General features: G+C 67.7%; 20 protein-coding genes and 1 riboswitch. Of the genes, 6 read left to right on the plus strand and 14 right to left on the minus strand.

Annotated elements, in window-relative coordinates; translation table 11 throughout:
* Nucleotides 1-285: 285 nt before the first annotated feature.
* Genes BLV92_RS04040 through miaB form a run of 4 tightly spaced genes read right to left on the minus strand, consistent with a single transcriptional unit; the run spans nucleotide 286 to nucleotide 3,986 of the window.
* Entirely contained in the window at nucleotides 286-972 is a 687-nt protein-coding gene (locus BLV92_RS04040) for a gamma-glutamylcyclotransferase (protein ID WP_090542468.1), read from the minus strand.
* A 40-nt stretch (nucleotides 973-1,012) separates the two neighbouring features.
* Nucleotides 1,013-1,474 carry an rRNA maturation RNase YbeY gene (ybeY, locus tag BLV92_RS04045; protein ID WP_090542470.1) on the minus strand — a complete coding sequence of 154 codons (462 nt, stop codon included), beginning with the start codon at nucleotides 1,472-1,474 and terminating at the stop codon, nucleotides 1,013-1,015.
* Between the two features lie 36 nt (nucleotides 1,475-1,510).
* Nucleotides 1,511-2,590, minus strand: coding sequence for a PhoH family protein (locus BLV92_RS04050; RefSeq protein ID WP_090542471.1), 1,080 nt, complete (start codon nucleotides 2,588-2,590; stop codon nucleotides 1,511-1,513).
* A 22-nt stretch (nucleotides 2,591-2,612) separates the two neighbouring features.
* On the minus strand, nucleotides 2,613-3,986 hold the full coding sequence (gene miaB, locus BLV92_RS04055) for a tRNA (N6-isopentenyl adenosine(37)-C2)-methylthiotransferase MiaB (RefSeq protein WP_090542473.1): 1,374 nt from the start codon (nucleotides 3,984-3,986) through the stop codon (nucleotides 2,613-2,615).
* Between the two features lie 528 nt (nucleotides 3,987-4,514).
* On the opposite strand from miaB, the gene BLV92_RS04060 reads away from it, so the two are divergent.
* Both BLV92_RS04060 and ribB read left to right on the plus strand, forming a co-directional pair.
* A complete protein-coding gene (locus BLV92_RS04060; RefSeq protein ID WP_090542475.1) occupies nucleotides 4,515-5,195 on the plus strand; it encodes a helix-turn-helix domain-containing protein in 681 nt (226 codons plus the stop codon).
* 139 nt (nucleotides 5,196-5,334) lie between these two features.
* Nucleotides 5,335-5,524: riboswitch (FMN riboswitch) on the plus strand.
* Nucleotides 5,525-5,693: 169 nt separating this feature from the next.
* On the plus strand, nucleotides 5,694-6,422 hold the full coding sequence (ribB, locus tag BLV92_RS04065) for a 3,4-dihydroxy-2-butanone-4-phosphate synthase (protein WP_090542476.1): 729 nt from the start codon (nucleotides 5,694-5,696) through the stop codon (nucleotides 6,420-6,422).
* A gap of 439 nt (nucleotides 6,423-6,861) precedes the next feature.
* Here ribB and BLV92_RS04070 read toward each other — a convergent pair whose 3' ends face one another.
* On the minus strand, nucleotides 6,862-7,548 hold the full coding sequence (locus BLV92_RS04070; RefSeq protein WP_090542478.1) for an HAD family hydrolase: 687 nt from the start codon (nucleotides 7,546-7,548) through the stop codon (nucleotides 6,862-6,864).
* A 364-nt stretch (nucleotides 7,549-7,912) separates the two neighbouring features.
* Nucleotides 7,913-9,424, minus strand: a complete 1,512-nt coding sequence (gene glpK / locus BLV92_RS04075) for a glycerol kinase GlpK (RefSeq protein ID WP_090542480.1) — start codon at nucleotides 9,422-9,424, stop codon at nucleotides 7,913-7,915.
* A gap of 187 nt (nucleotides 9,425-9,611) precedes the next feature.
* Between glpK and BLV92_RS04080 the strand changes: the two genes are divergently transcribed.
* The gene (locus tag BLV92_RS04080; RefSeq protein WP_090542482.1) at nucleotides 9,612-9,971 is read left to right on the plus strand and encodes a hypothetical protein; all 360 of its coding nucleotides are present in this window, start codon (nucleotides 9,612-9,614) and stop codon (nucleotides 9,969-9,971) included.
* 358 nt (nucleotides 9,972-10,329) lie between these two features.
* Here BLV92_RS04080 and BLV92_RS04085 read toward each other — a convergent pair whose 3' ends face one another.
* Nucleotides 10,330-10,527: a hypothetical protein gene (locus BLV92_RS04085; protein ID WP_166676668.1), complete on the minus strand. Its 198-nt coding sequence runs from the start codon at nucleotides 10,525-10,527 to the stop codon at nucleotides 10,330-10,332.
* 1,353 nt (nucleotides 10,528-11,880) lie between these two features.
* Between BLV92_RS04085 and BLV92_RS04090 the strand changes: the two genes are divergently transcribed.
* Together BLV92_RS04090 and BLV92_RS04095 are read left to right on the plus strand one after the other, a co-directional pair.
* On the plus strand, nucleotides 11,881-12,714 hold the full coding sequence (locus BLV92_RS04090; protein WP_090542486.1) for a ferritin-like domain-containing protein: 834 nt from the start codon (nucleotides 11,881-11,883) through the stop codon (nucleotides 12,712-12,714).
* Between the two features lie 130 nt (nucleotides 12,715-12,844).
* A complete protein-coding gene (locus tag BLV92_RS04095) occupies nucleotides 12,845-13,366 on the plus strand; it encodes a hypothetical protein (protein WP_177197945.1) in 522 nt (173 codons plus the stop codon).
* A gap of 169 nt (nucleotides 13,367-13,535) precedes the next feature.
* Here BLV92_RS04095 and BLV92_RS04100 read toward each other — a convergent pair whose 3' ends face one another.
* The 5 genes from BLV92_RS04100 to BLV92_RS31375 form a co-directional block, all read right to left on the minus strand.
* Nucleotides 13,536-15,113: a DEAD/DEAH box helicase gene (locus tag BLV92_RS04100; protein ID WP_090542488.1), complete on the minus strand. Its 1,578-nt coding sequence runs from the start codon at nucleotides 15,111-15,113 to the stop codon at nucleotides 13,536-13,538.
* Between the two features lie 222 nt (nucleotides 15,114-15,335).
* Nucleotides 15,336-15,956: a PAQR family membrane homeostasis protein TrhA gene (trhA, locus tag BLV92_RS04105; RefSeq protein WP_090542490.1), complete on the minus strand. Its 621-nt coding sequence runs from the start codon at nucleotides 15,954-15,956 to the stop codon at nucleotides 15,336-15,338.
* Between the two features lie 199 nt (nucleotides 15,957-16,155).
* A complete protein-coding gene (locus tag BLV92_RS04110) occupies nucleotides 16,156-17,451 on the minus strand; it encodes a cytochrome c (protein ID WP_090542492.1) in 1,296 nt (431 codons plus the stop codon).
* 20 nt (nucleotides 17,452-17,471) lie between these two features.
* Complete coding sequence (locus BLV92_RS04115; protein ID WP_090542494.1) at nucleotides 17,472-18,233, minus strand: c-type cytochrome; 762 nt, start codon at nucleotides 18,231-18,233, stop codon at nucleotides 17,472-17,474.
* A gap of 137 nt (nucleotides 18,234-18,370) precedes the next feature.
* The gene (locus tag BLV92_RS31375; protein WP_143040643.1) at nucleotides 18,371-18,655 is read right to left on the minus strand and encodes a hypothetical protein; all 285 of its coding nucleotides are present in this window, start codon (nucleotides 18,653-18,655) and stop codon (nucleotides 18,371-18,373) included.
* A gap of 88 nt (nucleotides 18,656-18,743) precedes the next feature.
* Here BLV92_RS31375 and BLV92_RS04120 point away from each other — a divergent pair, with 88 nt between their 5' ends.
* Nucleotides 18,744-19,670: a CopD family protein gene (locus BLV92_RS04120; RefSeq protein WP_090542496.1), complete on the plus strand. Its 927-nt coding sequence runs from the start codon at nucleotides 18,744-18,746 to the stop codon at nucleotides 19,668-19,670.
* Between the two features lie 22 nt (nucleotides 19,671-19,692).
* Here the strand turns inward: BLV92_RS04120 and BLV92_RS04125 are convergent, their stop codons facing one another.
* Both BLV92_RS04125 and dgoD read right to left on the minus strand, forming a co-directional pair.
* On the minus strand, nucleotides 19,693-19,992 hold the full coding sequence (locus tag BLV92_RS04125; RefSeq protein ID WP_090542497.1) for a hypothetical protein: 300 nt from the start codon (nucleotides 19,990-19,992) through the stop codon (nucleotides 19,693-19,695).
* 264 nt (nucleotides 19,993-20,256) lie between these two features.
* Entirely contained in the window at nucleotides 20,257-21,405 is a 1,149-nt protein-coding gene (gene dgoD / locus BLV92_RS04130; RefSeq protein ID WP_090542499.1) for a galactonate dehydratase, read from the minus strand.
* Nucleotides 21,406-21,497: the final 92 nt, after the last annotated feature.

Genomic DNA, 21,497 nt, shown 5'->3' on the forward strand with positions numbered 1-21,497 from the left:
CGCCCGTGTCCGCGAGCGCGCCGGCCGGGCGCCGCGCGGCACACGGTTTCATCGTAGCGCAGATGCTGCCGTGCGGCAGCGCTTTCGCGGTTCGTTCGCCATTGGGCCAGTGCCGGGAATCTGACGACTCCGATTCCCCATACGGTTTGCGGCCGGCGAACGAATCGGCGGACTTTGACGTTTGCCTTTCGGACTTTCCGCTCTCATGACGCCGCTGCGCGGTTCGGGACTCGCGGGCGGCGAGTGGTGGTGTGCGAAGCCCGAGCGCAGCGGCGGGGAAAGCGCCTATCCGCAGCACCGCTGCAACAGTCTCTCCAGCGCGCGATCCGGCATTCCGCTTGCGCGCAGCGCCTCGACCGTGCGCCGCACGTAGTCGAGCGTCGTGCCGTAGCGGCCGGTCGCGCAGCCGAACACGGTCCGCACGGTGTCGTCGGTGAGCTTGCCGGTGTACGACGGCACGTCGCGCCGCATCACGAACGCGAGCGCGGCGACGCGCCGTCCGTCGTCCAGCGCGCACGGCAGCCACGCGGGCCGGTACGAGCCCATCGCCATTTCGCGCCGCCACAGTGCTTCGAGGTGGGGCATCACGCCGTCCGCGGCGAGCCGGAACGCGACGCCGGCGCACGAGCCGCCGCGGTCGAGCGCGAGCACGAGACCCGGCTGTTCGGGCGTGCCGCGATTCACGCGCGACCACAGATACAGCCCGCGATGGTAGCCATGCACGCGCGAGCGCACGCTCTCGACGGTCGGCAGCCCCGGATTCCAGATTAGCGAGCCGTAACCGAACAGCCACAGGTCGGTTGCGCGGTCCCAGCGCGACAGCGCGCAGTCGAGCGATGCGCCGAGTTCGTCGTCGGTGAGCAGCCGCGATTCGCCGAGCTTCGGCGGGTAGCCGCCGAAGCCGCCGTCATCGCCGCCGTTGACCGGGGCGGGCAACGGCGGGCCGGAGGCGTCGGGGGCTTTTTCGCTCATGGTCGGGCGGGCGTTGGCGGACGGGCTGAACGCGGCGGCGTTATTTATACGGGTCGGGGAAACCGAGCGACGTGAGGATGTCGGTCTCGATCGACTCCATCTCCTCGGCTTCCTCTTCGACTTCGTGATCGTAACCCTGCGCATGCAGCGCGCCATGCACGAGCAGATGCGCGTAGTGCGCGCCGAGCGGCTTGCCCTGCTCGGCCGCTTCCTTCTCGACGACCGGGCAGCACAGGATCAGGTCGCCGGTCACCGGGTCGTTTTCGCTTTCCGCGTACGCGAACGTCAGCACGTTGGTCGCGTAGTCCTTGCCGCGCCACGTGCGGTTCAGCAGCCGGCCTTCGTCGGCGTCGACGAAGCGCACCGTCAGCTCCGCGTCCGCGAAGAGGGCCGCCTTCAGCCACGCGGCGACCGTCGCGCGCGGCAGCGCGGCCTTGTGTTGCGGGAACGCCTTCGCGGCGGGGAACTGGAGCGTCAGTTTCAGTTTCGGGGCGCGGGCCATGACGGGTCGGGTCGGCGGATAGGGTCGTCGGGGCGGTCAGCGCGCATCCGCGCCGCCGTCCTTCTTCGCGTGCGCGTCGTAGGCCTCGACGATGCGCGCGACGAGCGGATGCCGCACCACGTCCGCGCTCGTGAAGCGCGTGAGCGCGATCCCGCGCACGTCCGTGAGCACCTGCTGCGCCTCGATCAGCCCGCTCTTGTGGCCCCGCGGCAGGTCCACCTGGGTGGTGTCGCCGGTCACGACCGCCTTCGAGCCGAAGCCGATCCGCGTGAGGAACATCTTCATCTGCTCGGGCGTCGTGTTCTGCGCCTCGTCGAGGATGATGAACGCGTGGTTCAGCGTGCGGCCGCGCATGTACGCGAGCGGCGCGATTTCGATCATCTGCCGCTCGAACATCTTCGCGGTCTTGTCGAAGCCGAGCAGGTCGTAGAGGGCGTCGTACAGCGGCCGCAGATACGGATCGACCTTCTGCGCGAGGTCGCCCGGCAGGAAGCCGAGCCGTTCGCCCGCCTCGACCGCCGGACGCGTCAGCACGATGCGCTTCACCTGATCGCGTTCGAGCGCGTCGACCGCGCAGGCGACCGCCAGATAGGTCTTGCCGGTGCCGGCCGGGCCGATGCCGAACGTCACGTCGTGCGAGATGATCTGCTTCAGGTATTCGCGCTGCGCGGGCGTGCGCCCGCGCAGGTCGGCGCGGCGCGTGTACAGCTTCGGGCCTTGCTCTTCGGGGTCGAGGCCTTCGATCACCGGTTCGTCGAACGGATGGTCCGGGTCGCCGCGAAAGCGCGGATCGAGTGTGTCGCCGCCGTTCCCGTTGCCGGACGGGCGCGGGTCGCTTGCCCGGCTGGCCAGGTGCCGCGCTTCGACGAGCGCGAGCTGGATGTCGTCGACCGACAGCGGATCGCGCGCCTTGTTGTAGAAGTTTTCGAGCGCGGTGAGCGCGGTTTTCGCGCCGCGGCCGCGGATGGAGATGCGATGGCCCCGGCGCGACAGCGTGACGTCGAGCGCCTGTTCGATCTGCCGGAGGTTTTCGTCGAGCGGGCCGCACAGGTTCGCGAGGCGGGCGTTGTCGTCGCGCGGCGCGTTGAATTCCAGGGTCTGCTGGTTGGGCTTCAAGATGTCGGTGGATTCCAGGTCTTCAGTGCGCGAGCGCGGACGCGGCGTCGTGCGCGAGCACCAGTTCGCCGCGCAGCGAGTGCGGGTACGCGTGATTGATCTTCACGTCGATCATCTGGCCGATCAGACGCGCGTGTGATGCGACCGGCGCCGGGAAATTCACGACGCGGTTGTTCTGGGTGCGGCCGGACAGTTCGGTCGGGTCCTTGCGCGACGGACCTTCGACCAGAATCCGCTCGACCTTGCCGACCATCGACTGGCTGATGCGCGCGACGTTTTCCTCGATCGTCGCCTGCAGATGCTGCAGGCGTTTGAGCTTCACTTCGCGCGGCGTGTCGTCGTGCAGGTTCGCGGCCGGCGTGCCGGGACGCGGGCTGTAGATGAACGAGAAACTCGTGTCGTAGCTCATCTCGTCGACGAGCGCCATCGTCTTCGCGAAGTCGTCCTCGGTCTCGCCGGGGAAACCCACGATGATGTCGGTCGACAGCGACAGGTCCGGACGGATCGCGCGCAGCCGGCGAATCACCGACTTGTATTCGAGCACCGTGTAGCCGCGCTTCATCGCCATCAGCACGCGGTCGGAGCCGTGCTGGACCGGCAGGTGCAGATGGCTGACCAGCTTCGGCACCTTCGCGTACGCGTCGATCAGCCGTTGCGTGAACTCCTTCGGATGCGACGTCGTATAGCGGATCCGCTCGATGCCGGGAATGTCGGCAACGTATTCGATCAGCGTCGCGAAGTCGGCGACGTCGTGCGAGCCGGCCGTCAGCGCGCCACGATAGGCGTTCACGTTCTGGCCGAGCAGCGTCACTTCGCGCACGCCCTGGTCCGCGAGGCCGGCGATTTCGGTCAGCACGTCGTCGAGCGGGCGCGACACTTCCTCGCCGCGCGTGTACGGCACCACGCAGTAGCTGCAGTATTTGCTGCACCCTTCCATGATCGACACGAACGCGCTCGGGCCTTCGACGCGCGCGGGCGGCAGGTGGTCGAACTTCTCGATCTCCGGGAACGAGATGTCGACCTGCGGACGGCCGCTCGCGCGGCGCGCGTCGATCATCTGCGGCAGGCGGTGCAGCGTCTGCGGGCCGAACACCAGATCGACGTACGGCGCGCGCGCGACGATCGACGCGCCTTCCTGGCTCGCGACGCAGCCGCCGACGCCGATCAGCAGGTTCGGATTCGCTTCCTTCAGCTCGCGCACGCGGCCGAGGTCGGAGAACACCTTTTCCTGCGCCTTTTCGCGCACCGAGCAGGTGTTGAACAGGATCACGTCCGCGTCTTCGGGCGTGTTGGTCTTGATGAGGCCTTCGGCGGCGCCGAGTACGTCGACCATCTTGTCGGAGTCGTACTCGTTCATCTGGCAGCCAAAGGTCTTTACATAAACTTTCTTCGTCATCGGGGGCGCCGTTCGCAGTGGTTGACCTGGGGGCGTTGTCTTAACGGACTACGGGTGAAATGAGGGTGGTATCGCGCGGGCCGCGTTGGCGTTCGTTCTTTTGGGGTGTTTCCGGCGGCGCCCGATCCAGCACTCGGCGTAATCCATAATTATAGCCGGTTGCGGAGTGGGGTTTTCGGGGCGGCGGAGGCGGCCCGGGGCTGGTTTCAACCGTCGCCACCGCCTTCTCCTTCGTACGAACGGCCGGATGATTGATGGTTGTTCCCGGGAGTGTCCTCTGCGACTTGCATCTCGCCAGCTTTTCCAACCTGCCGGCCGCCATCCACGCGATACCGTCAAATCAGGCGAGATAACGGATGACGGGTCGCCCCTTGTATCCAAAGGATTCCGCGATATCGGAGAATACGTTAAGACACCGCCAGCGATAACAGTGTGAAGATAACTTCGTTGGGACGACCGACCCCCGATGCTAGGCTTGCCTCCATTCATGCTCGTGCGCCGCGTGTGCGGCGCGTTCCGGAGGCAGTCATGCATCTACCCCTTACGCTCGTCCGCGACGCGGAAGCCGGCGACGGCGCCCACGGCGCGCGCGCCGAAGGCCCGTTCGATTCGCTCGAAAACCTGGTCGGCGTGAACCTCGCGCGGTTGCGCGCCGAACGTCAACTGTCGCTCGACGCGCTCGCTCGCGCGTCCGGCGTGTCCCGCGCGATGCTCGCGCAGGTCGAGTCCGCGCGCAGCGTTCCGTCGATCAAGGTGCTGTGCAAGGTCGCGGCCGCGCTGAAGGTGTCGGTGTCCGCGTTCCTGCGGCGTCACGCGGTCAACGGCTTCGAGCATCTGCCGGCGGATCGCGCGAAGCGCGTCGTCAGCGCGGACGGACGCTACTCGGCGCGTGCGCTGTATCCGGACAGCGAGCCGGCGAGCGCCGAATTCCACGAACTGCGGATCGCGCCGCTGCACACCGAGCATGGCGCGCGCCGCGCGCCGGGCACGACGATGAATCTCGTCGTCAGCGAAGGGACGCTTGAAGTCAGCGTGCACGATCAGCGCCAGTTGCTCGCGACCGGCGACGCGATCGTGTTCGACGCGGACCAGCCGCACAGCCTGCGCAATCCCGGCGATACCGAAGCGCGCGTGTTCCGCGTGACGGTGAACGCCGAGACGCCGCCGCGCTGGGACGTGCAGCCGGATGCGTCGCGGTCGGTGCAGTAACGCAGGCCGCCGTCGCAGCCGCGACGGCCGCTGAACGCCGCGCGAGAGCATCACCGCGCTTGCGGCATGGTTTTTTGGCCGGCCTGCACGATGTGGTCGGCTGTTGTATTCTCTGTCCGCCGGTTGATCCGGCAAATCAGTGCGTCTTCAGGGCGGGGTGAGATTCCCCACCGGCGGTATGCCGGTCTGGCCGAAACGGCCGGCCGACGAGCCCGCGAGCGCCTGCGCGAATTTTTCCAGTCCCGTGGCATTGCCATGGGCGCGCAGGGTCAGCAGATCTGGTGCGAAGCCAGAGCCGACGGTCATAGTCCGGATGGAAGAAGATGTGCAGATGGTCATGTTTGCCCCCGCGCAGCCTCAACCGAAAGGCGGCGCGAACGTGTCCCGCGTGGCGGGGCGCGGTTTCCGCGCGAGCGTTACGGCGGCGCGGCCGGGCGTCCTGTCTGTTTGCAATGCCCTGAAACGTTTTTCGCCCAACTCTTGCGAGGAGCGTTTCACATGTCCTTCACCGCCAGTTCCGCTTTTTCCTCCGACGCCGGACATCCGTCCGACGCCTCCGCCGATCTCCCGCTGCTCGACACCGAACCGGTGCCGCCGCGCATCGCCGCCGCGTTGCAGGCCATGCGCGAAGGCCGCCCGGTCGTGCTGCAGGACGACCACGACCGCGAGGACGAGGCCGATCTGATCGTCGCCGCCGAGCGCCTCACGACGGGGACGATGGCGCTCTTCATCCGCGAATGCAGCGGCATCGTGTGCCTGTGCCTGTCCGACGAGAAGGTGCGCGCGCTCGAACTGCCGCCGATGGTCCCGCACAACGAAAGCCGCAACCGCACCGCGTTCACGGTGTCGATCGAGGCGCGCGACGGCGTGAGCACCGGCGTGTCGGCGGCCGACCGCGTGACGACGATCCGCGCGGCGATCGCGCCGGATGCGAAGCCGTCCGACATCGTGCGTCCCGGCCACGTGTTCCCGCTGCGCGCGGCGCCGGGCGGCGTGCTCGCGCGGCGCGGCCATACCGAGGGGACCGTCGACCTGGCGGTGCTCGCGGGTCTCGCGCCGGCCGGCGTGCTGTGCGAACTGATGAACCCGGATGGCACGATGGCGCGCGGCGCGCAGGTCGAGCGTTTCGCGGCCGAGCATAACCTGCCGATGCTGACGATCGCGGAACTGGTCGAGTTCCGGCAGTCGCTCGCGGCGACGCGCGAGTGCTGCGCGGACGAGGCTTGAGGGTTGCGGTTTTTTACGCTTGCCTGGGCTGGCTGGCGTCGTTGTTCTGAAGGGCGGTTGTGGTATCGCCGCCCGTTGCGCGGGTCGTGTGGCGCGGCCTGCGCATTACCGGCCCGCGCGCTAAACAGCGGCAACGGATCTCTGCGTGTCTGTGCGCTTACGCTGGGCGAGCGACGGCTTGCGGCTGCACGTCGCGGAACGCGTCGCGCAGCGCCGCACTCGACAGCACCGGTAACTGATCGCCCGCGTCGGCGGGTGTTACCTTCCCAACGCGTGATTGCGAGTGACCGCCTTTGTTTTGCCGGCGCTGCGGGTTAGAACTACATACGTCGCCGCTAACTCGCCGCGCAGCGTGAGGTCCGCTGGCTCGGGCAACCGGCCACTGCACGCCGTTGGGCGTTGCGCTTCCAGCAACCGCCCTTCGCCACGGCGCGGCGGCTTACGACTGCACGTCGCCGAACTCCCCCCGCAGCGCCGCGTCCACCAATGCCGGCAGTTGCTCCATCCGGTCGAAGATCCGCGTGATCCCCATCTCCGTCAGCACGTTCGCGTAGCCGGCCGGGATGTGGCTCGCGCCGACGAACGCGACCGTCATCATCCCCGCCGCGCGCGCGGCGTTCAGGCCCGACACGCTGTCCTCGACGACGAGGCAGCGCGCCGGCTCCACGCCGAGCTGCCGCGCGGCGTACAGATAGACGTCCGGGAACGGCTTCGGCCGTTCGACCTGCTCCGCGCTGAACACGCGCGGCCCGAAGATCGTGTCCAGCCCCGCGCGCCGCACCGACGCGCTGACGCGGGCCATCCGGCTGTTCGACACGACCGCGGCCGGCAGCCCGATGCGCTTCAGCGCATCGCGCACGCCGATGATCGGGCTCACCGATTCCGCGAGCGCGACGTCGATGTTGTGCTCGATCGTGTCGAGGAAGTCGGCGGGCATCGCGAGATCGAAGCGGGCGGCAAGGTCCGCGAGGAAACGCGACGTCTGCTGGCCGAACGCCGTCTTGACGGACGCGCGGAAGTCGATGCCGGGGAACGTCTGGCTGAGCGTGTCGAACAACACGCGATCGGCGACGACTTCGCTGTCGACGAGCACGCCGTCGCAGTCGCAGATGAGATGGTCGATCATCGGTGAAGGTGAAACAGGATGGACAGGTGGTGACGCGGCGGATCGGCGGACGCTTCGGGAGCGCGGGATCAGACCAAAACCGCAATGATACGTGCTTTTCGGCGGCGGCTTTCGACGCCGAAGGGTAGCGCGATGGTAAAGGCGCGGGGCGGTTGTGGTGGGACAGGCGCGGCCTTTGGGGGCGGTGCGGGTGCGGTCACGCTTACGTGTTGGTTACACCGTTCGGCCCGCGAGCGTTGGCTGTTTTCGTAGCGAGTCCGGGCCACACGTTCGACTCGCCGGCCCGGTTGCTCGATGCCGGCCCGCGCCGATGCACGTCGGCACGCTTCACCGCGCGCCATCGCACTTGCGCGCCCGCGACCCTTCACGCCCCGTCGTCGCCATCATCGGCCCATGCCTTCGCGGCGCGCACCGCGCGCTGCCAGCCCGCGATGCTGTGCGCGACGTCGTCGCGCGGGAGCTTCGGCGAGAAGCTTCGATCCAGCTTCCATTGCTGCTGGAGTTCGTCGACGTCGCGCCAGAACCCGACCGCGAGGCCCGCCAGATACGCGGCGCCGAGCGCGGTCGTCTCGCTGACGCGCGGCCGCGCGACGTCGACGCCGAGGATGTCCGCCTGAAACTGCATCAGCAGGTCGTTTACGCACGCGCCGCCGTCGACGCGCAGTTCGTCGATCCGGATGCCCGCGTCGGCCCGCATCGCGTCGAGCACGTCGAGCGACTGGTACGCGATCGAATCGAGCGCCGCGCGCGCGATGTGCGCGGCCTGCGTGCCGCGCGTGACGCCGAACAGCGTGCCGCGCGCCCGCGCGTTCCAGTGCGGCGCGCCGAGTCCCGCGAACGCGGGCACCAGGTACACGCCGTCCGCGTCCGCGACACTCGCTGCGAGCGCCTCGATGTCCGACGCGCGGCGAATGATGCCGAGCCCGTCGCGTAGCCACTGCACCACGGCGCCCGCGATGAAGATGCTGCCTTCGAGCGCGTAGTGAGTCTCGCCGCCGATCTGCCACGCGAGCGTCGTCACGAGATTGCGGCTCGATTCGATCGGCTGCGTGCCGGTGTTCATCACGAGGAAGCAGCCGGTGCCGTAGGTGTTCTTCACCATGCCCGGCCGCACGCACATCTGGCCGAATAGCGCCGCGTGCTGGTCGCCGGCGATGCCCGCGAGCGGAATGTCCGGCGCGAATACCGCAGTTTGCGCCGCTCCGTAGACCTCCGACGACGAGCGGACCGTCGGCAGCATGCTGCGCGGAATGTCGAACAGCGCAAGCAGTTCGTCGTCCCATTGCAGCGTGTGGATGTTGAACAGCATCGTGCGCGACGCGTTCGTCGCGTCGGTCACGTGCAGCGCGCGCCGCGTGAAATTCCACACGAGCCAGCTGTCGACCGTGCCGAACGCGAGCCGCCCCGCGCGCGCCTTCTCGCGCGCGCCGTCGACGTGATCGAGAATCCAGCGGATCTTCGTCGCGGAGAAGTACGAGTCGATCGGCAGGCCGGTCTTCGCACGTACGGTCGCCTCGAAACCGCGCGCCTTCAGGTCGTCGCAGAACGACGCGGTGCGGCGGTCCTGCCATACGATCGCGTTGTAGATCGGCTGGCCGGTGTCGCGGTCCCAGACGATCGTCGTCTCGCGCTGGTTCGTGATGCCGATCGCGGCGATCGACGAGCCGGCGACGCCCGCGTGCGTGACCGCCTCGGCGGCGACGCCGGCCTGGGTGGACCAGATGTCCTGCGGGTCGTGCTCGACCCAGCCGGGGTGCGGATAGATCTGCCGGAACTCCTTCTGCGCGTTCGCGACGACGTTGCCCCGGCGGTCGAACAGCATCGCCCGCGAGCTGGTGGTGCCCTGGTCGAGCGCGAGTATGTACTGGTCCTGCATCGTCCCGTCTCCATGAATGGCGCGGGTGGGGCGAAGGGAAGCCCGCACGCGTACCGACCAGCATAACGGGAAAGCAGGGCGGTTTCGCCCTGGCCGGATGGCCAGGATGCTGGCGCGCGTCGCGCACTCCGACGATACTCACGTCAGGCAACTACCGTCGAAGAGGAGAACCATGCGAGGAATCGCAATGATCGGGGCCGCGGCGCTCGTCGCGGCGTGCGCGGGCACGCCCGGTGTCGAGGGCGGCTGGCGCGCGCCGTCGCTCGTCGCGCTGCAGCAGGTGTGCGGCGCGCAGGCGGTCGATTTCGGCCCGTATGCGGGCGCGGTCTATTCGGCGCTGTTCGACGCGTATGTCGCGAACCGGCGCGGCCGGCTCTCGCACGAGCAGTTCTGCGGCTTCGAGGCCGGGCTGGCGCAGCAGTACGCGAAGCTCGGCACGAGCGGCGACCCGCAGGCGCGCAGCCAGTGGATCACGTTCCTGAACGACCAGCGCGCGACCGCGATAAGCTGGCGCGCGGCCGCCGACCCGACGTTGCGCGCGGGTTGACGGGCGCGGTTGCGGCGCGCTGACGTGGGTGGCCGGCGCACTGATGCCGGACACGCGTTGGATGACAACGTGCGTCGGCTTGCGGTTATCCCGGACGATACGGCGGCGGCTGGCTCGCCACGAGGCGCACGATGGCAAAAAAGAGGTCACGCGGGCATGAAGCGCGCGGGTCCGCGTGACCATGCACTGCAGGCGTGTTCGTCTACAGCCGTGCGCCTGCATCGGGGATCGTATCGGCGTCGCGCGTGAGAGTGGTCCTGACGGCTGCGTGCGCGCGCCGGCCTGAAGTATCGGCCGCTGCCTGCCGGACGTGCCGCGACGCGGCAGGCGGCAAAAGATGACGGGAAGCCACGAAAAGCTACGAAAAGCGTTTGATCGCCCGCAGCGCGGAGTCGCCGGACTCGGTGAGTCGCCATTGTTCGAAGCCGGAGGCCAGCCGTTCCAGTTCGACGAGCTGCCGTTCGAGCAGCGCATCCAGTTCTTCGCGTTCCATGTCGAGCTGGTTGGGCGCGTCCTTCACGAGCAGCAGTGTGGCGAATTCATGCGGACTCAGCATCGTTCTCTCCATGTTGCCGCATCAGAGGTCGCCTTGCCGCGGCCGGAGAACGGCGGCGGGCGAGCGGCGACAGGATGCGGTGGGCGTGAGCGAAAGCCTGCGGCGCCGCGCGGATCGGTCGGGCGCCGGCGCTCCCGACGGTGTCCCGGGAGCGCTGGGGGCTCCGGGCGTGATCGGCAGCGGGAACTGGAGTGTAGTCAACCGCACACAGTTGTACAAACTCGCCCCGAAAATTTTCGGGTTGACATTCGTCTGGCTAAAAAGCGGTTCGGGACGGCACGGAAATCCGCGAATTCACTTGAAGTTCGTGCCGCGACGCGGCAACGGGGAGCGCACCTGGCGGGCAGCAGGGTCGGGGCGGGCGGCGGGTCGGGTTTCTGCGGAGCCGGGCGCGGCGGAGGCCATCGGCCTATGCCGCCTGGATCGGGGGCGCTTCCCGTTTCGGCTCGTTTTTGGAAACCTGGCGCGCGGTGCATTTCCGGCTTCTTGCGCCGGATCGGCCGGTTGGCCTCTGCTGCCGGTGTCATCAGACATAACCTTTGCCCCGGGCCTCGCAACTACCGCGGGGTGAAGCGGAAAGGCGCCGCGCCGCGCATCTCACTCTTCGCGGTCCGCAGGGCAACGGCGTTATCCGTAACCGGCTCAGTCACGCTTCTGATCTGCCGCAAAGGCGGCGGATGTTCAAGCTCACCGTGGTGCTGAACGCAGGGCAACCGTCCAGTTGGCCGCGCTCGGATTTCTCTGCCGGTTCGATCTCGGTGCGCGGCGGCCGAAGTCCCGTGTATGAGCGTCGCCGGGACAAGGCCCGCGTTTTCACCTGTCGCATGGGTCGTATGGACGCAACGAATCATCGGACCTCAATGCGGCGAGTTAAGCCTGCATTGACATCGCGCAGGCTTTCACGAGCCTCGACATCATCGCGTTCCCTCCATCCCAATCGACGCCGCACCAGGCGCGCCCAACCCCATCGCGTTGTAACGAACCGCAATATCCGGTCGCACGACATATCCGCAGACCGATATACAGTCGGATCTAGACTTGACGTAAAGGCCCGCCGCCGTAGCCGTCCCCGACCGAATCGCCGCAGCCCATACGTCAGAAAAAACCGTCAGTACTGCGATGCCTGCTGCAAGCGATTCGTCAAACGTCCGAAAGCGTAGCCGTTAGAGCAAAGCCTCGACGCCTGTGAGGCGCTTTTTTCCGGAACCGGGGGCACCGGGAGCGGTCTGTGCTCTATCCGCTGCAGGTCGGCGGTACAACAGCTAAGATGCAGTAACGAAGCCTGGTACTTTCTCCGCGCGGCAACGCAACCGCCCATGCCGCGAGTCGATACCGCCTTTGGAGCACGACATAATGCCCAACGACAACGAGCGTCGCCATGTGATGCCCTGGCGCATAGAGGACATCGATCTCACCCGCATCGACCGTCAGCGCGCGGCCGCCAACGAGGACCTGCTGCTGCTGCTGTGTGCGGCATCGTTCATCGAGAGCGGCTCCGATCTTTATACGAGCAACCTGAGCGTGTTCTTCAACGACGACCCCGAGGTCGCCGAATGGCTCAACAACGAGTGGGAGCACGAAGAGCTTCAGCACGGCCGCGCGCTGAAGACGTACATCCAGCACGTGTGGCCCGAGTTCGACTGGGACACCGCGTTCCGCAACTTCTTCGACGAGTATTCGAAGACCTGCTCGTTCGAGGAGTTCGAGAAGACCCGCGCGCTCGAAATGGTCGCGCGCTGCGTGGTCGAGACCGGCACCGCGACGCTCTATCGCGCCATCAGCGAATGCTCGGACGAGCCGGTGCTGAAGCAGATCACCGACAACATCCGCATCGACGAAGTCCGTCACTACAAGCACTTCTTCCGCTACTTCAAGAAGTACAACCAGGTCGACGGCCATGGACGTTTCGCGGTGCTCGGCGCGCTGTTGCGCCGCGTGATCGAGATCAAGAACGAGGACTCGGAGATCGCGCTGCGCCATGTGTTCGCGATCCGCTACCCGGACCGCGCGAACGACGCCGCCTATACGCGCGAACTCACCGCGCGCGTGAACCGGCTCGTGCGGCACAATCTGTCCGCCGACATGTGCGTGAAAATGCTGTTGAAGCCGCTCGACCTGCCGGCGAAAATCCAGCCGGGCGTCCATTACCCGCTTGCGAAGCTGACGCAGCACGTGTTCTTCCGCTGATCGACCGGCGGCGCGCGCGGTGCGCGCCCCGGCGAACGAGCAGGCCCGCGTCGCAGCGGGCCTTTTCTTTTGAAGCGGAATGCGCAGGCCGTCATCCGCAGCCCCACACCTGATACGAAGGACCACGACGATGAACGACGACACGAAGATGCGCGCGAGCGGCCGCGCGGCCGGCCTCGCGCAGTTCGACAGATGGCCCGCGCCGCTGCTCGCGTGGTTCGACGGGAGCGCGCTGGCGGACAAGACCGGCTTCACCGCGTCGCTGGTCACCTGCAACGCCGACGGCCGGATCGGCACGTCGCTGCTCGGCGTCGGCGAACTGTACGCGGCGAGTCCGCGCACGCTGCGCTTCGCGTTATGGGCGCAGTCGCGCGGGGCCGGCGCGCTCGCGACTCACGCGCGCGCGGCGCTGACGTTCGTGTTCGACGCGGCGTTTTATCAGGTGCAGCTGGAAGTCGAGCCGTTGCCGTCGGAGGCGGCGAAGCAGGCGGGGCTCGCGTGTTTCGACGGGACGATCGCGGCTGGCGAAGTGCAGCGCGTCAGTTATGCGCAGCTCGATCAAGGGATCGGCTTTTCGCTGGGCGACGACGTGCGGGACGCGGTGTTGACGCGCTGGGAAGCGCAGATGGAGATGCTGAAGGGGCTGGGCTGATACGGACGGTCCGTCGCGTATGAACGAGGCCCCCGCTGCCGGTTTCGATAGACGCGGACCGGCGGAAAGCGGAAAGCCCGGGAAAGCCCGTTACCGGCGAGACGGTCCTTCGACGAACCGTCTCGCCCGGCATCCCGACATCGCGATGCCGGGTCGCGATGCGGCGGGATCAGTGTTCGCGCGGACCGTCGCCGTTGCGGCGCGACGCGTTGCCCGGACGGCTGCCGAGCAGTGCGCCCGGATTCGACTGCGGCTTGCGCTGTCCGCGACCCTGCGCGCTGTCGTGCGACGCGTTGCGCGGACGGTCGTGATCGCGCGTGGTGTCGCGGCGCGTTGGCGGTTCGCCGCGCGAAGGGGCCGCACCGTGATTGGACTTCGCGCCTTGCGGCTTGTTGCCCGGACGCGCGCCCGCACCCGCAGCGGCGGGTTTCGCCGCACCCGACGCCGCGCGCGGCGCACCGTTGCCGCCGCCCGAACGACCTTGCGCGGCAGGCTTCGCGCCTTGCCCTTGCCCTTGCCGTTGACCTTGCCCCTGACCTTCGCGCGGCGCGCGACCGCCGCCGCCTCCGCCCTGACCGCGCCGCAGGATCGGTTCCGGCTTCGCGTTCGGGTCCGGCTCGAAGCCGGCGATCACTTCCTGCGGCACCGACCGCTTGATCAGCTTCTCGATGTCCTTCAGCATCTGATGCTCGTCCACGCAGACGAGCGACACCGCCTCGCCGGTCGCGCCCGCGCGCCCGGTGCGGCCGATCCGGTGCACGTAGTCTTCCGGCACGTTCGGCAGGTCGAAGTTGACGACGTGCGGCAACTGGTCGATGTCGATGCCGCGCGCGGCGATGTCGGTCGCGACCAGCACCTGCAGCGTGCCGTCCTTGAACTCGGCGAGCGCGCGCGTGCGCGCCGACTGGCTCTTGTTGCCGTGGATCGCGAGCGCGCTGATGCCGTCCTTCGTCAACTGCTCCGCGAGGCGGTTCGCGCCGTGCTTCGTGCGCGTGAATACGAGCACCTGAAACCAGTTGTGCTGGCGGATCAGATGCGTGAGCATCTCGCGCTTGCGATCGCGGTCGACCGGATGGATCTTCTGCGCGACCGTCTCGGCGGTCGTGTTGCGGCGCGCGACCTCGATCAGCGCGGGCGAATCGAGCAGATTGTCCGCGAGCGCCTTGATCTCGTCGGAGAAGGTCGCCGAGAACAGCAGGTTCTGCCGCTTCGGCGGCAGCTTCGCGAGCACGCGCTTGATGTCGTGGATGAAGCCCATGTCGAGCATCCGGTCGGCCTCGTCGAGCACGAGGATCTCCAGTTGCGACAGGTCGATCGTCTTTTGCTGCATGTGATCGAGCAGGCGGCCCGGCGTCGCGACGACGATGTCGACGCCGCGCTTGAGCGCGTCGATCTGCGGGTTGATGCCGACGCCGCCGAACATCACGGTGGACTTCAGCTTCAGGTACTTGCCGTACGCGCGCACGCTTTCCTCGACCTGCGCGGCGAGTTCGCGCGTCGGCGTGAGGACCAGCGCCCGCACGACGCGCCGGCCGCTTGCGGCGGCGGGCATCGTCGACAGGCGTTGCAGGATCGGCAGCGTGAAGCCGGCCGTCTTGCCGGTGCCGGTCTGCGCGCCGGCGAGCAGATCGCCGCCTTCCAGCACGGCCGGAATCGCCTGCTTCTGGATCGGGGTGGGGGACGTATAGCCTAGTTCGTTGACGGCACGGAGCAGCGGTTCGGACAAGCCGAGAGAATCGAAAGACATAAATACTCGTTGTAATGCTTGATGCGGTGGCGCGAACGGCCGCGCGCGCGTCGATGACGACGCGCGCCTGCGGACCCGATGGTCCGGCCGGTCGCGAAACGGGCGGCACGCCAGTGCGCGTGCCGAAGGTCGGCGGTCTATCAAGACCCGCCGGCTGGCGTTAAGTTGCATCGCGCTGCCGCGGACACTGCGGCGGCGGCGCGATGGCTTCGCATTGACGCATCACGCGACGTAGCCCGCGATGCTGACGAATTGACAGGCGCTTCCCGCGAGTACGAACAGGTGCCAGATACCATGTCCGTGCCGGATGCGCTCGTCGTTGACGAAAAAATAAATCCCTGCGCTGTAGATGACGCCGCCCGCCAGCAGCCACGCGGCGCCGGCGGCGGGCAGCGCGTCGATGAGCGGGCCGACCGCGACGAGCGCGAGCCAGCCCATCACGACGTACAGCACCATCGACAGCATCCGCGTGCGCCTGCCGAGCGTCAGCTCCTGCGTGATGCCGAGCGCCGCGAGGCCCCAGCTCACGCCGAACAGCGACCAGCCCCAGGGGCCGCGCAGCGTCACCAGCGTGAACGGAGTATAGCTGCCCGCGATCAGCAGATAGATCGCGGAGTGATCGCATTTCTGCAGGAACGCTTTCAGGCGCGGGCCGCGCACGCCGTGATACAGCGTCGAGATCGTGTACAGCGCGCACAGCATCGCGCCGTACACCGCGAAACTCACGACCTTGTATGCATCGTGATCCAGTGCGCCCAGTGTCACCAGCGACACCAGTGCGGCTAACGACAACATCGCGCCGACCAGGTGAGTAATGCTGTTCAGACGCTCCCCAGCGTGCATGCGAACTCCTTTTCCCCTCTTGCGCGCGCCCGCGCGGCGCGCGTTCCTGCAGTCTCGCGTGGCCCGGGATTCGCGGCCCGCCGCGCGAGGTATCGCAAAACGGCGGCAAAACGGCGAAGGGCGCGGCCGGCGTTGTGTCGCCGGCTGCGCCCCCGAGGCTGATGCCGTAACTATAACAGGCGCCGCCGACCCGCGCCGGTCAGTCGAGCGGAGCCGAACGCAGATCCGCGACCTGCTGCGGCGAAACCGGCGTGCCCTTGTTGCCCCACGACATCCGGATGTACGTGACCACCGCCGCCACTTCCTGGTTCGACAGCGACTGCGCGAACGGCGGCATTCCGTAAGGTTTCGGGTTGCCGGTGGTGCTCGGCGGATAACCGCCGTTCAGCACCATGCGGATCGGGTTCACCGCGGAATGCATCTGGATCGACTGGTTGTTCGCGAGCGGCGGGAAGTTCGGCGGCATGCCGAGACCGTTTTCCGCATGGCACTTCGCGCACTGGTCGTGGTAGATCTTCTGCCCCTGCTGCAACAGTTCGCCGCCGAACGCTTCGGACGTCTCCATCTGCATCGTTTCCGGCGGCTCGCTTCGCTGCGGGATCGTCTTCAGGTACGTCGCCATCGCGCGGATGTCCTCGTCGGACAGGTATTGCAGGCTGTTGTGCACGACGTCGGCCATCGGGCCGAACACCGCGCCGCGTTGCGACACGCCGGTCTTCAGCAGGTCCGCGATGTCCTGGATGTCCCAGTCGCCGAGGCCGCTTTCGGCCGACGTCAGCGACGGCGCATACCAGTTCTGCAACGGGATCAGCCCGCCCGCGAACGCCGCCGAGCTGACCGGGCCGCCCGCGATGTTGATCGACGTGTGGCACATCGAGCAGTGGCCGAGCCCTTCGACCAGATACGCGCCGCGATTCCATTCGACCGATTTCGTCGGGTCCGGCTTGAACTCGCCCTCGCGGAAGAACAGCGTGCGCCAGCCGATCAGCAGGTTGCGGTTGTTGAACGGGAACTTCAGTTCGTGCGGCCGGCTCGGCACGTTCACCGGCGGCATCGAGCGCAGGTACGCGAAGATCGCGTCCGCGTCCGCGCGCGACACCCGCGTGTAGCTCGCGAACGGGAAGCCCGGATACAGGAGGCTGCCGTCCTTCGAGCGGCCGGTGTGCATCGCGCGGTAGAAGTCGTCGGCGCTCCACGTGCCGATCCCGTACTGGTCGTCCGGCGTGATGTTCGGCGTGTACATCGTGCCGAACGGCGTCGCCATCGGCAGGCCGCCCGCGAACGGCTTGCCGCCGCGCACCGTATGGCACGCGACGCAGTCGCCGGCGCGCGCGAGATACTCGCCGTGCTTGATCAGCTCCGCCTGGTCGGACGGCGTCGCCGCGACCGCCGCGCCGTTGTGCAGGGGGTCCGTGCCGGTCCACAGCACCGGCGCGAGCGCGATGGCCGTCGCGACGACGGCCGCGGAAAGTGCGAACAGGGGCTTGCGGTTCATTCGATGTCTCTCCCGGCGCCTTATTGCGGTTCGCTGCCGCACGCGAGCGGCGTCTTCAACGAGCGCGCCGGTGCCGGCACGGGGTTCTGCGGCGCGGGCTGCGTCGACAGCCAGGCCGCGACCGCGCTCACGTCCTCGTCGGACAGGCGCGTGGCGATCGTGTGCATGCAGTCGGGCTCGATCGCGCGGCGCGAGCCCGAACGCCATGCGCCGAGCTGCGCGCTGATGTAATCCGGATGCAGGCCGACGAGGCCCGGAATCGCGGGTTCCATCCCGGTCAGCGAACTGCCGTGGCACGCGACGCACGCGGGCACCTGCTTGCCCGCATCGCCGTGCAGCACGATGTCCCGGCCGCGCGCGAGCACGGTGTCGGAGACGTTCGGTTTCGCGGGCGTCGGATACGGCGGGCGCTGCTGCGAGAAGAACGTCGCGATCTGCTTCAGGTAGTCGTCCGAGAGATACGTGACGAGGTAGTTCATCGGAGGGTACTTGCGGCGACCCTCGCGGAAGTTCAGCAACTGGTTGAACAGATAACCGGCGGGTTTGCCGGCGAGGCGCGGGAAGTAGTCGTTGTCGGTTCCCTGGCCATGCGTGCCGTGACAGGCGGTGCAGCCCTGCACGCGCGCCTCCATCGTGTCGGGCGCCTTCGGCTGCGGGGTCTGCGCGTGCGCGGCGCTCATGACGCAAGCCGAGCCGATCATCAGCAGGAGCGCCCCCGACGGAGCGGCAAGCACACGGAAAAGCGGGCGGAAGATACGTCTTGGGGACACGCGTAACTCCATCTTTTATCGTGGACCTGACCGAACTTCGACCGGTTCGGATTCGAGGCGGCGCGCGATGAAAATCTGAAGGCCGTGCGCGCTGCGGGCGACGCGAAACGATTCTAGCATCGGAAGCGATATGGTGACTATTTGCCACATCAGGCACGATGCTCGCCGGTTCGAGCCCGTCCGGGACGACCAGGCTCGATGCCGAACCGGCGATTCTGCACTTGTTCGACGAACCGCGGCGCGTAGCTGCGCGGCCTGTCGCGCAAGGCCGCTTCGGCGCGCTGCTGGGGGCGTGCATCGAGCCGGTCTCGAATCGACGTTGAACCGATATGCGCATCGGCTATCGAACCCTGCACCCCGCGTTCCACCGCAGGCGACATGCCCGGCGGCGCGTCTCTTGTTGTTTCCTTGCCACTGATTCTCGATGACTCCAATTGTATTTTCCTGCTTCATGCCGCATGCCTTCGCGGCGCTCCGTTTCGTACCCGATGCATCCGATGAAATCCGTCGCGCGGTGATCCGATGAAGACCGACTGGCTGTGGCTCGGGCAGGTCACGATGGCCGCGCTCGTCAACGTGTCGTTCGCGTTCGCGGTGGGCTCGACGTTCTTCGCCGCGTGGCTGCGGGCGGACGCGCGCAATCAGGCGGCGCCGGCGCGCGCCGCGTGGCTGCGCGCACAACGGTCGCTGCGCGCGGCCGCGTTCGTGCTCGTGGTCGCACTCGCGATGTGGCTGCTCTATGAAAGCGCCGCGATCAGCGGCAGCGCGTTGCCGGCCGCGTTCGGCGTCGTGCCGACCGTGCTCGCGCAGACCCACGTCGGCGCCGCGTGGATCGTCGCGTTCACCGGTTCCGTCGTGCTGCTGATCGCGGCGTTCGTCGATGGCGGTCCGCTGCGCGACGGCGTGTCGTGGCTCGCGATCGTCGTCGTGTCGGCGGGCCACGCGGCGCTCGGTCATGCGGCCGATGCCGGGCTCGTGTCGGCGGCGCTCGGGCTGCATACGCTGCACGTGTTGTCCGCGAGCGTGTGGAGCGGCATCGTGATCGCGGGCGGGCTGTCGGTGATGCCGGCGCTCGGCACGTCGGCCGCGCGCGGCGTGCTGATCCGCACCGCTGGACAGGTGTCGTCGCTCGCGCTGTTCGCGGTCGGCTTCGTGCTGGCGACCGGCCTGTTCAACGGGGTGCGCGGCACCGGCGGCTCGCTGGCCGCGCTTGCGCACAGCGCTTGGGGACACGTGCTGTTGCTGAAGCTCGTGCTGGTGCTGTTCGCGGTGGTGCTCGGCGGGCTGAACCGCATTTCGACGCTGCCGCGGCTGAAGCGCACCGCGTCCACCGCCGACGCGCGCGACTTCGCGAACTTGCTGTATCTGGAAGGGCTGCTGATGATCGGCGTGCTGGTCGTCGCGGCCGCGCTCGCGCATAGCGTGCCGGGTTACGTGATGATCGGCTGATGCTTTGTTGCGCGCGTGCCCGTCATTCGTAGCCGAGACGGTGGCTGAGGATTGGCGCGAAAAAAAGCGCGACCGCGCTGCCGAGCACGTTGCCTTCGAATTGCGCGAGCGCGTTGGCGGCCCAGCCTTGCGCGATTGCGTCGGCGAGCGACGGCATGCAGTACAGCGCCGCCGCCGCGACGAACAGGCGCTCGACGGTCACGATGCGCCAGCCGTACGCGCGCGCGACCGCCGCGCCGATCACGCGCAGCACGCCGAACGTGACGAGTGCGCCGACGGTTGCCTGCTCGCGGATCAGATAGTCGGGAAGCGGCGCATACATGGGAGTCCGTGCCTGCGATGAAGGGCGGTGGAACAACCTTCAGCAAGCAATGGACCCATACACGGTCGCGAATGTGCGCGAGACCGCATGACGCGCGGCGCGCGCCGTGCAGTGCGGGTCGCCGGGGGGGACGCGCGGCGCGCGTAGCGAAGCCGTGCGCCGCGCGCATCGTTCGTCGCCGCGAAAATGCCGCTCGAACGTTACATCGATGAAACGTCGTTCGCGCGCGGCTTCGAGCGCCGCGCGCCGTTCAGCGCGCCGCGCTCACCATTCGGCGACGCTGCCGTCCGCGTGACGCCACACCGGATTGCGCCAGCGGTGGCCGGTCTTCGCCATTTCGCGCACCTTCTCCTCATTGACCTCGATGCCGAGCCCCGGACCCTGCGGGATCGACACGAAGCCGTTTTCATATTTGAACACTTCCGGATTGCGGAGGTAGTCGAGCAGGTCGTTGCCGCGGTTGTAGTGAATCCCGAGGCTCTGTTCCTGGATGAACGCGTTGTAGCTGACCGCGTCGAGTTGCAGGCAGGTCGCGAGCGCGATCGGCCCGAGCGGGCAGTGCAGCGCGAGCGCGACGTCGTAGGCCTCGGCCATCGCGGCGATCTTCCGGCATTCGGTGATGCCGCCCGCGTGCGACGCATCCGGCTGGATGATGTCCACGTAGCCGCCCGCGAGGATGTGCTTGAAGTCCCAGCGCGAGTACAGGCGCTCGCCGAGGGCGATCGGCGTGTTCGTGTGGTTCACGATGTCGCGCAGCGCCTCCGCGTTCTCGGACAGCACCGGTTCTTCGATGAACATCAGTTTGTACGGATCGAGTTCCTTCGCGAGCACCTTCGCCATCGGCTTGTGCACGCGGCCGTGGAAGTCCACGCCGATGCCGACGTGAGGGCCGACCGCGTCGCGCACCGCCGCGACGTTCTCGATCACGCGCTCGACCTTGTCGAACGTATCGACGATCTGGAGTTCCTCTGAGCCGTTCATCTTCACCGCGGTGAAACCGCGCCCGACGACGTCGCGCGCGTTGTTCGCGACGTCGTTCGGCCGGTCGCCGCCGATCCACGAATACACCTTGATGCGGTCGCGCACCTGGCCGCCGAGCAGCGCGTGCACCGGCACGCCGTGATGCTTGCCCTTGATGTCCCACAGCGCCTGATCGACGCCGGCGATCGCGCTCATCGAGATCGGGCCGCCGCGATAGAAACCCGCGCGATACATCACCTGCCAGTGGTCCTCGATCAGCAGCGGGTCCTTGCCGACCAGGTAGTCGGCCAGTTCGTGCACCGCGGCCTCGACCGTGTGCGCGCGGCCTTCGACGACCGGCTCGCCCCAGCCGACGATGCCCTCGTCCGTCTCGATCTTCAGGAACAGCCAGCGCGGCGGCACGACGAAGGTTTCGAGGCGGGTGATCTTCATGGCGGGGTCTCCTTGCTGAATGACGGGTGCGTGGGGCCGCGCGGCCCGGGAGTCACATGCTACTGCAAAACGCCTTTTAAAATACGATTAAT

The organism is Paraburkholderia caballeronis, from assembly GCF_900104845.1.
Classification (GTDB): Bacteria; Pseudomonadota; Gammaproteobacteria; order Burkholderiales; family Burkholderiaceae; genus Paraburkholderia; species Paraburkholderia caballeronis.

Coding starts and splice junctions, on each gene's coding strand:
- BLV92_RS04040 (WP_090542468.1), bottom strand. CDS start 972: ATGAGCGAAAAAGCCCCCGACGCCTCCGGCCCGCCGTTGCCCGCCCCG.
- ybeY (WP_090542470.1), bottom strand. CDS start 1,474: ATGGCCCGCGCCCCGAAACTGAAACTGACGCTCCAGTTCCCCGCCGCG.
- miaB (WP_090542473.1), bottom strand. CDS start 3,986: ATGACGAAGAAAGTTTATGTAAAGACCTTTGGCTGCCAGATGAACGAG.
- BLV92_RS04060 (WP_090542475.1), top strand. CDS start 4,515: ATGCATCTACCCCTTACGCTCGTCCGCGACGCGGAAGCCGGCGACGGC.
- ribB (WP_090542476.1), top strand. CDS start 5,694: ATGTCCTTCACCGCCAGTTCCGCTTTTTCCTCCGACGCCGGACATCCG.
- BLV92_RS04070 (WP_090542478.1), bottom strand. CDS start 7,548: ATGATCGACCATCTCATCTGCGACTGCGACGGCGTGCTCGTCGACAGC.
- glpK (WP_090542480.1), bottom strand. CDS start 9,424: ATGCAGGACCAGTACATACTCGCGCTCGACCAGGGCACCACCAGCTCG.
- BLV92_RS04080 (WP_090542482.1), top strand. CDS start 9,612: ATGATCGGGGCCGCGGCGCTCGTCGCGGCGTGCGCGGGCACGCCCGGT.
- BLV92_RS04085 (WP_166676668.1), bottom strand. CDS start 10,527: ATGCTGAGTCCGCATGAATTCGCCACACTGCTGCTCGTGAAGGACGCG.
- BLV92_RS04090 (WP_090542486.1), top strand. CDS start 11,881: ATGCCCAACGACAACGAGCGTCGCCATGTGATGCCCTGGCGCATAGAG.
- BLV92_RS04095 (WP_177197945.1), top strand. CDS start 12,845: ATGAACGACGACACGAAGATGCGCGCGAGCGGCCGCGCGGCCGGCCTC.
- BLV92_RS04100 (WP_090542488.1), bottom strand. CDS start 15,113: ATGTCTTTCGATTCTCTCGGCTTGTCCGAACCGCTGCTCCGTGCCGTC.
- trhA (WP_090542490.1), bottom strand. CDS start 15,956: ATGCACGCTGGGGAGCGTCTGAACAGCATTACTCACCTGGTCGGCGCG.
- BLV92_RS04110 (WP_090542492.1), bottom strand. CDS start 17,451: ATGAACCGCAAGCCCCTGTTCGCACTTTCCGCGGCCGTCGTCGCGACG.
- BLV92_RS04115 (WP_090542494.1), bottom strand. CDS start 18,233: ATGGAGTTACGCGTGTCCCCAAGACGTATCTTCCGCCCGCTTTTCCGT.
- BLV92_RS04120 (WP_090542496.1), top strand. CDS start 18,744: ATGAAGACCGACTGGCTGTGGCTCGGGCAGGTCACGATGGCCGCGCTC.
- BLV92_RS04125 (WP_090542497.1), bottom strand. CDS start 19,992: ATGTATGCGCCGCTTCCCGACTATCTGATCCGCGAGCAGGCAACCGTC.
- dgoD (WP_090542499.1), bottom strand. CDS start 21,405: ATGAAGATCACCCGCCTCGAAACCTTCGTCGTGCCGCCGCGCTGGCTG.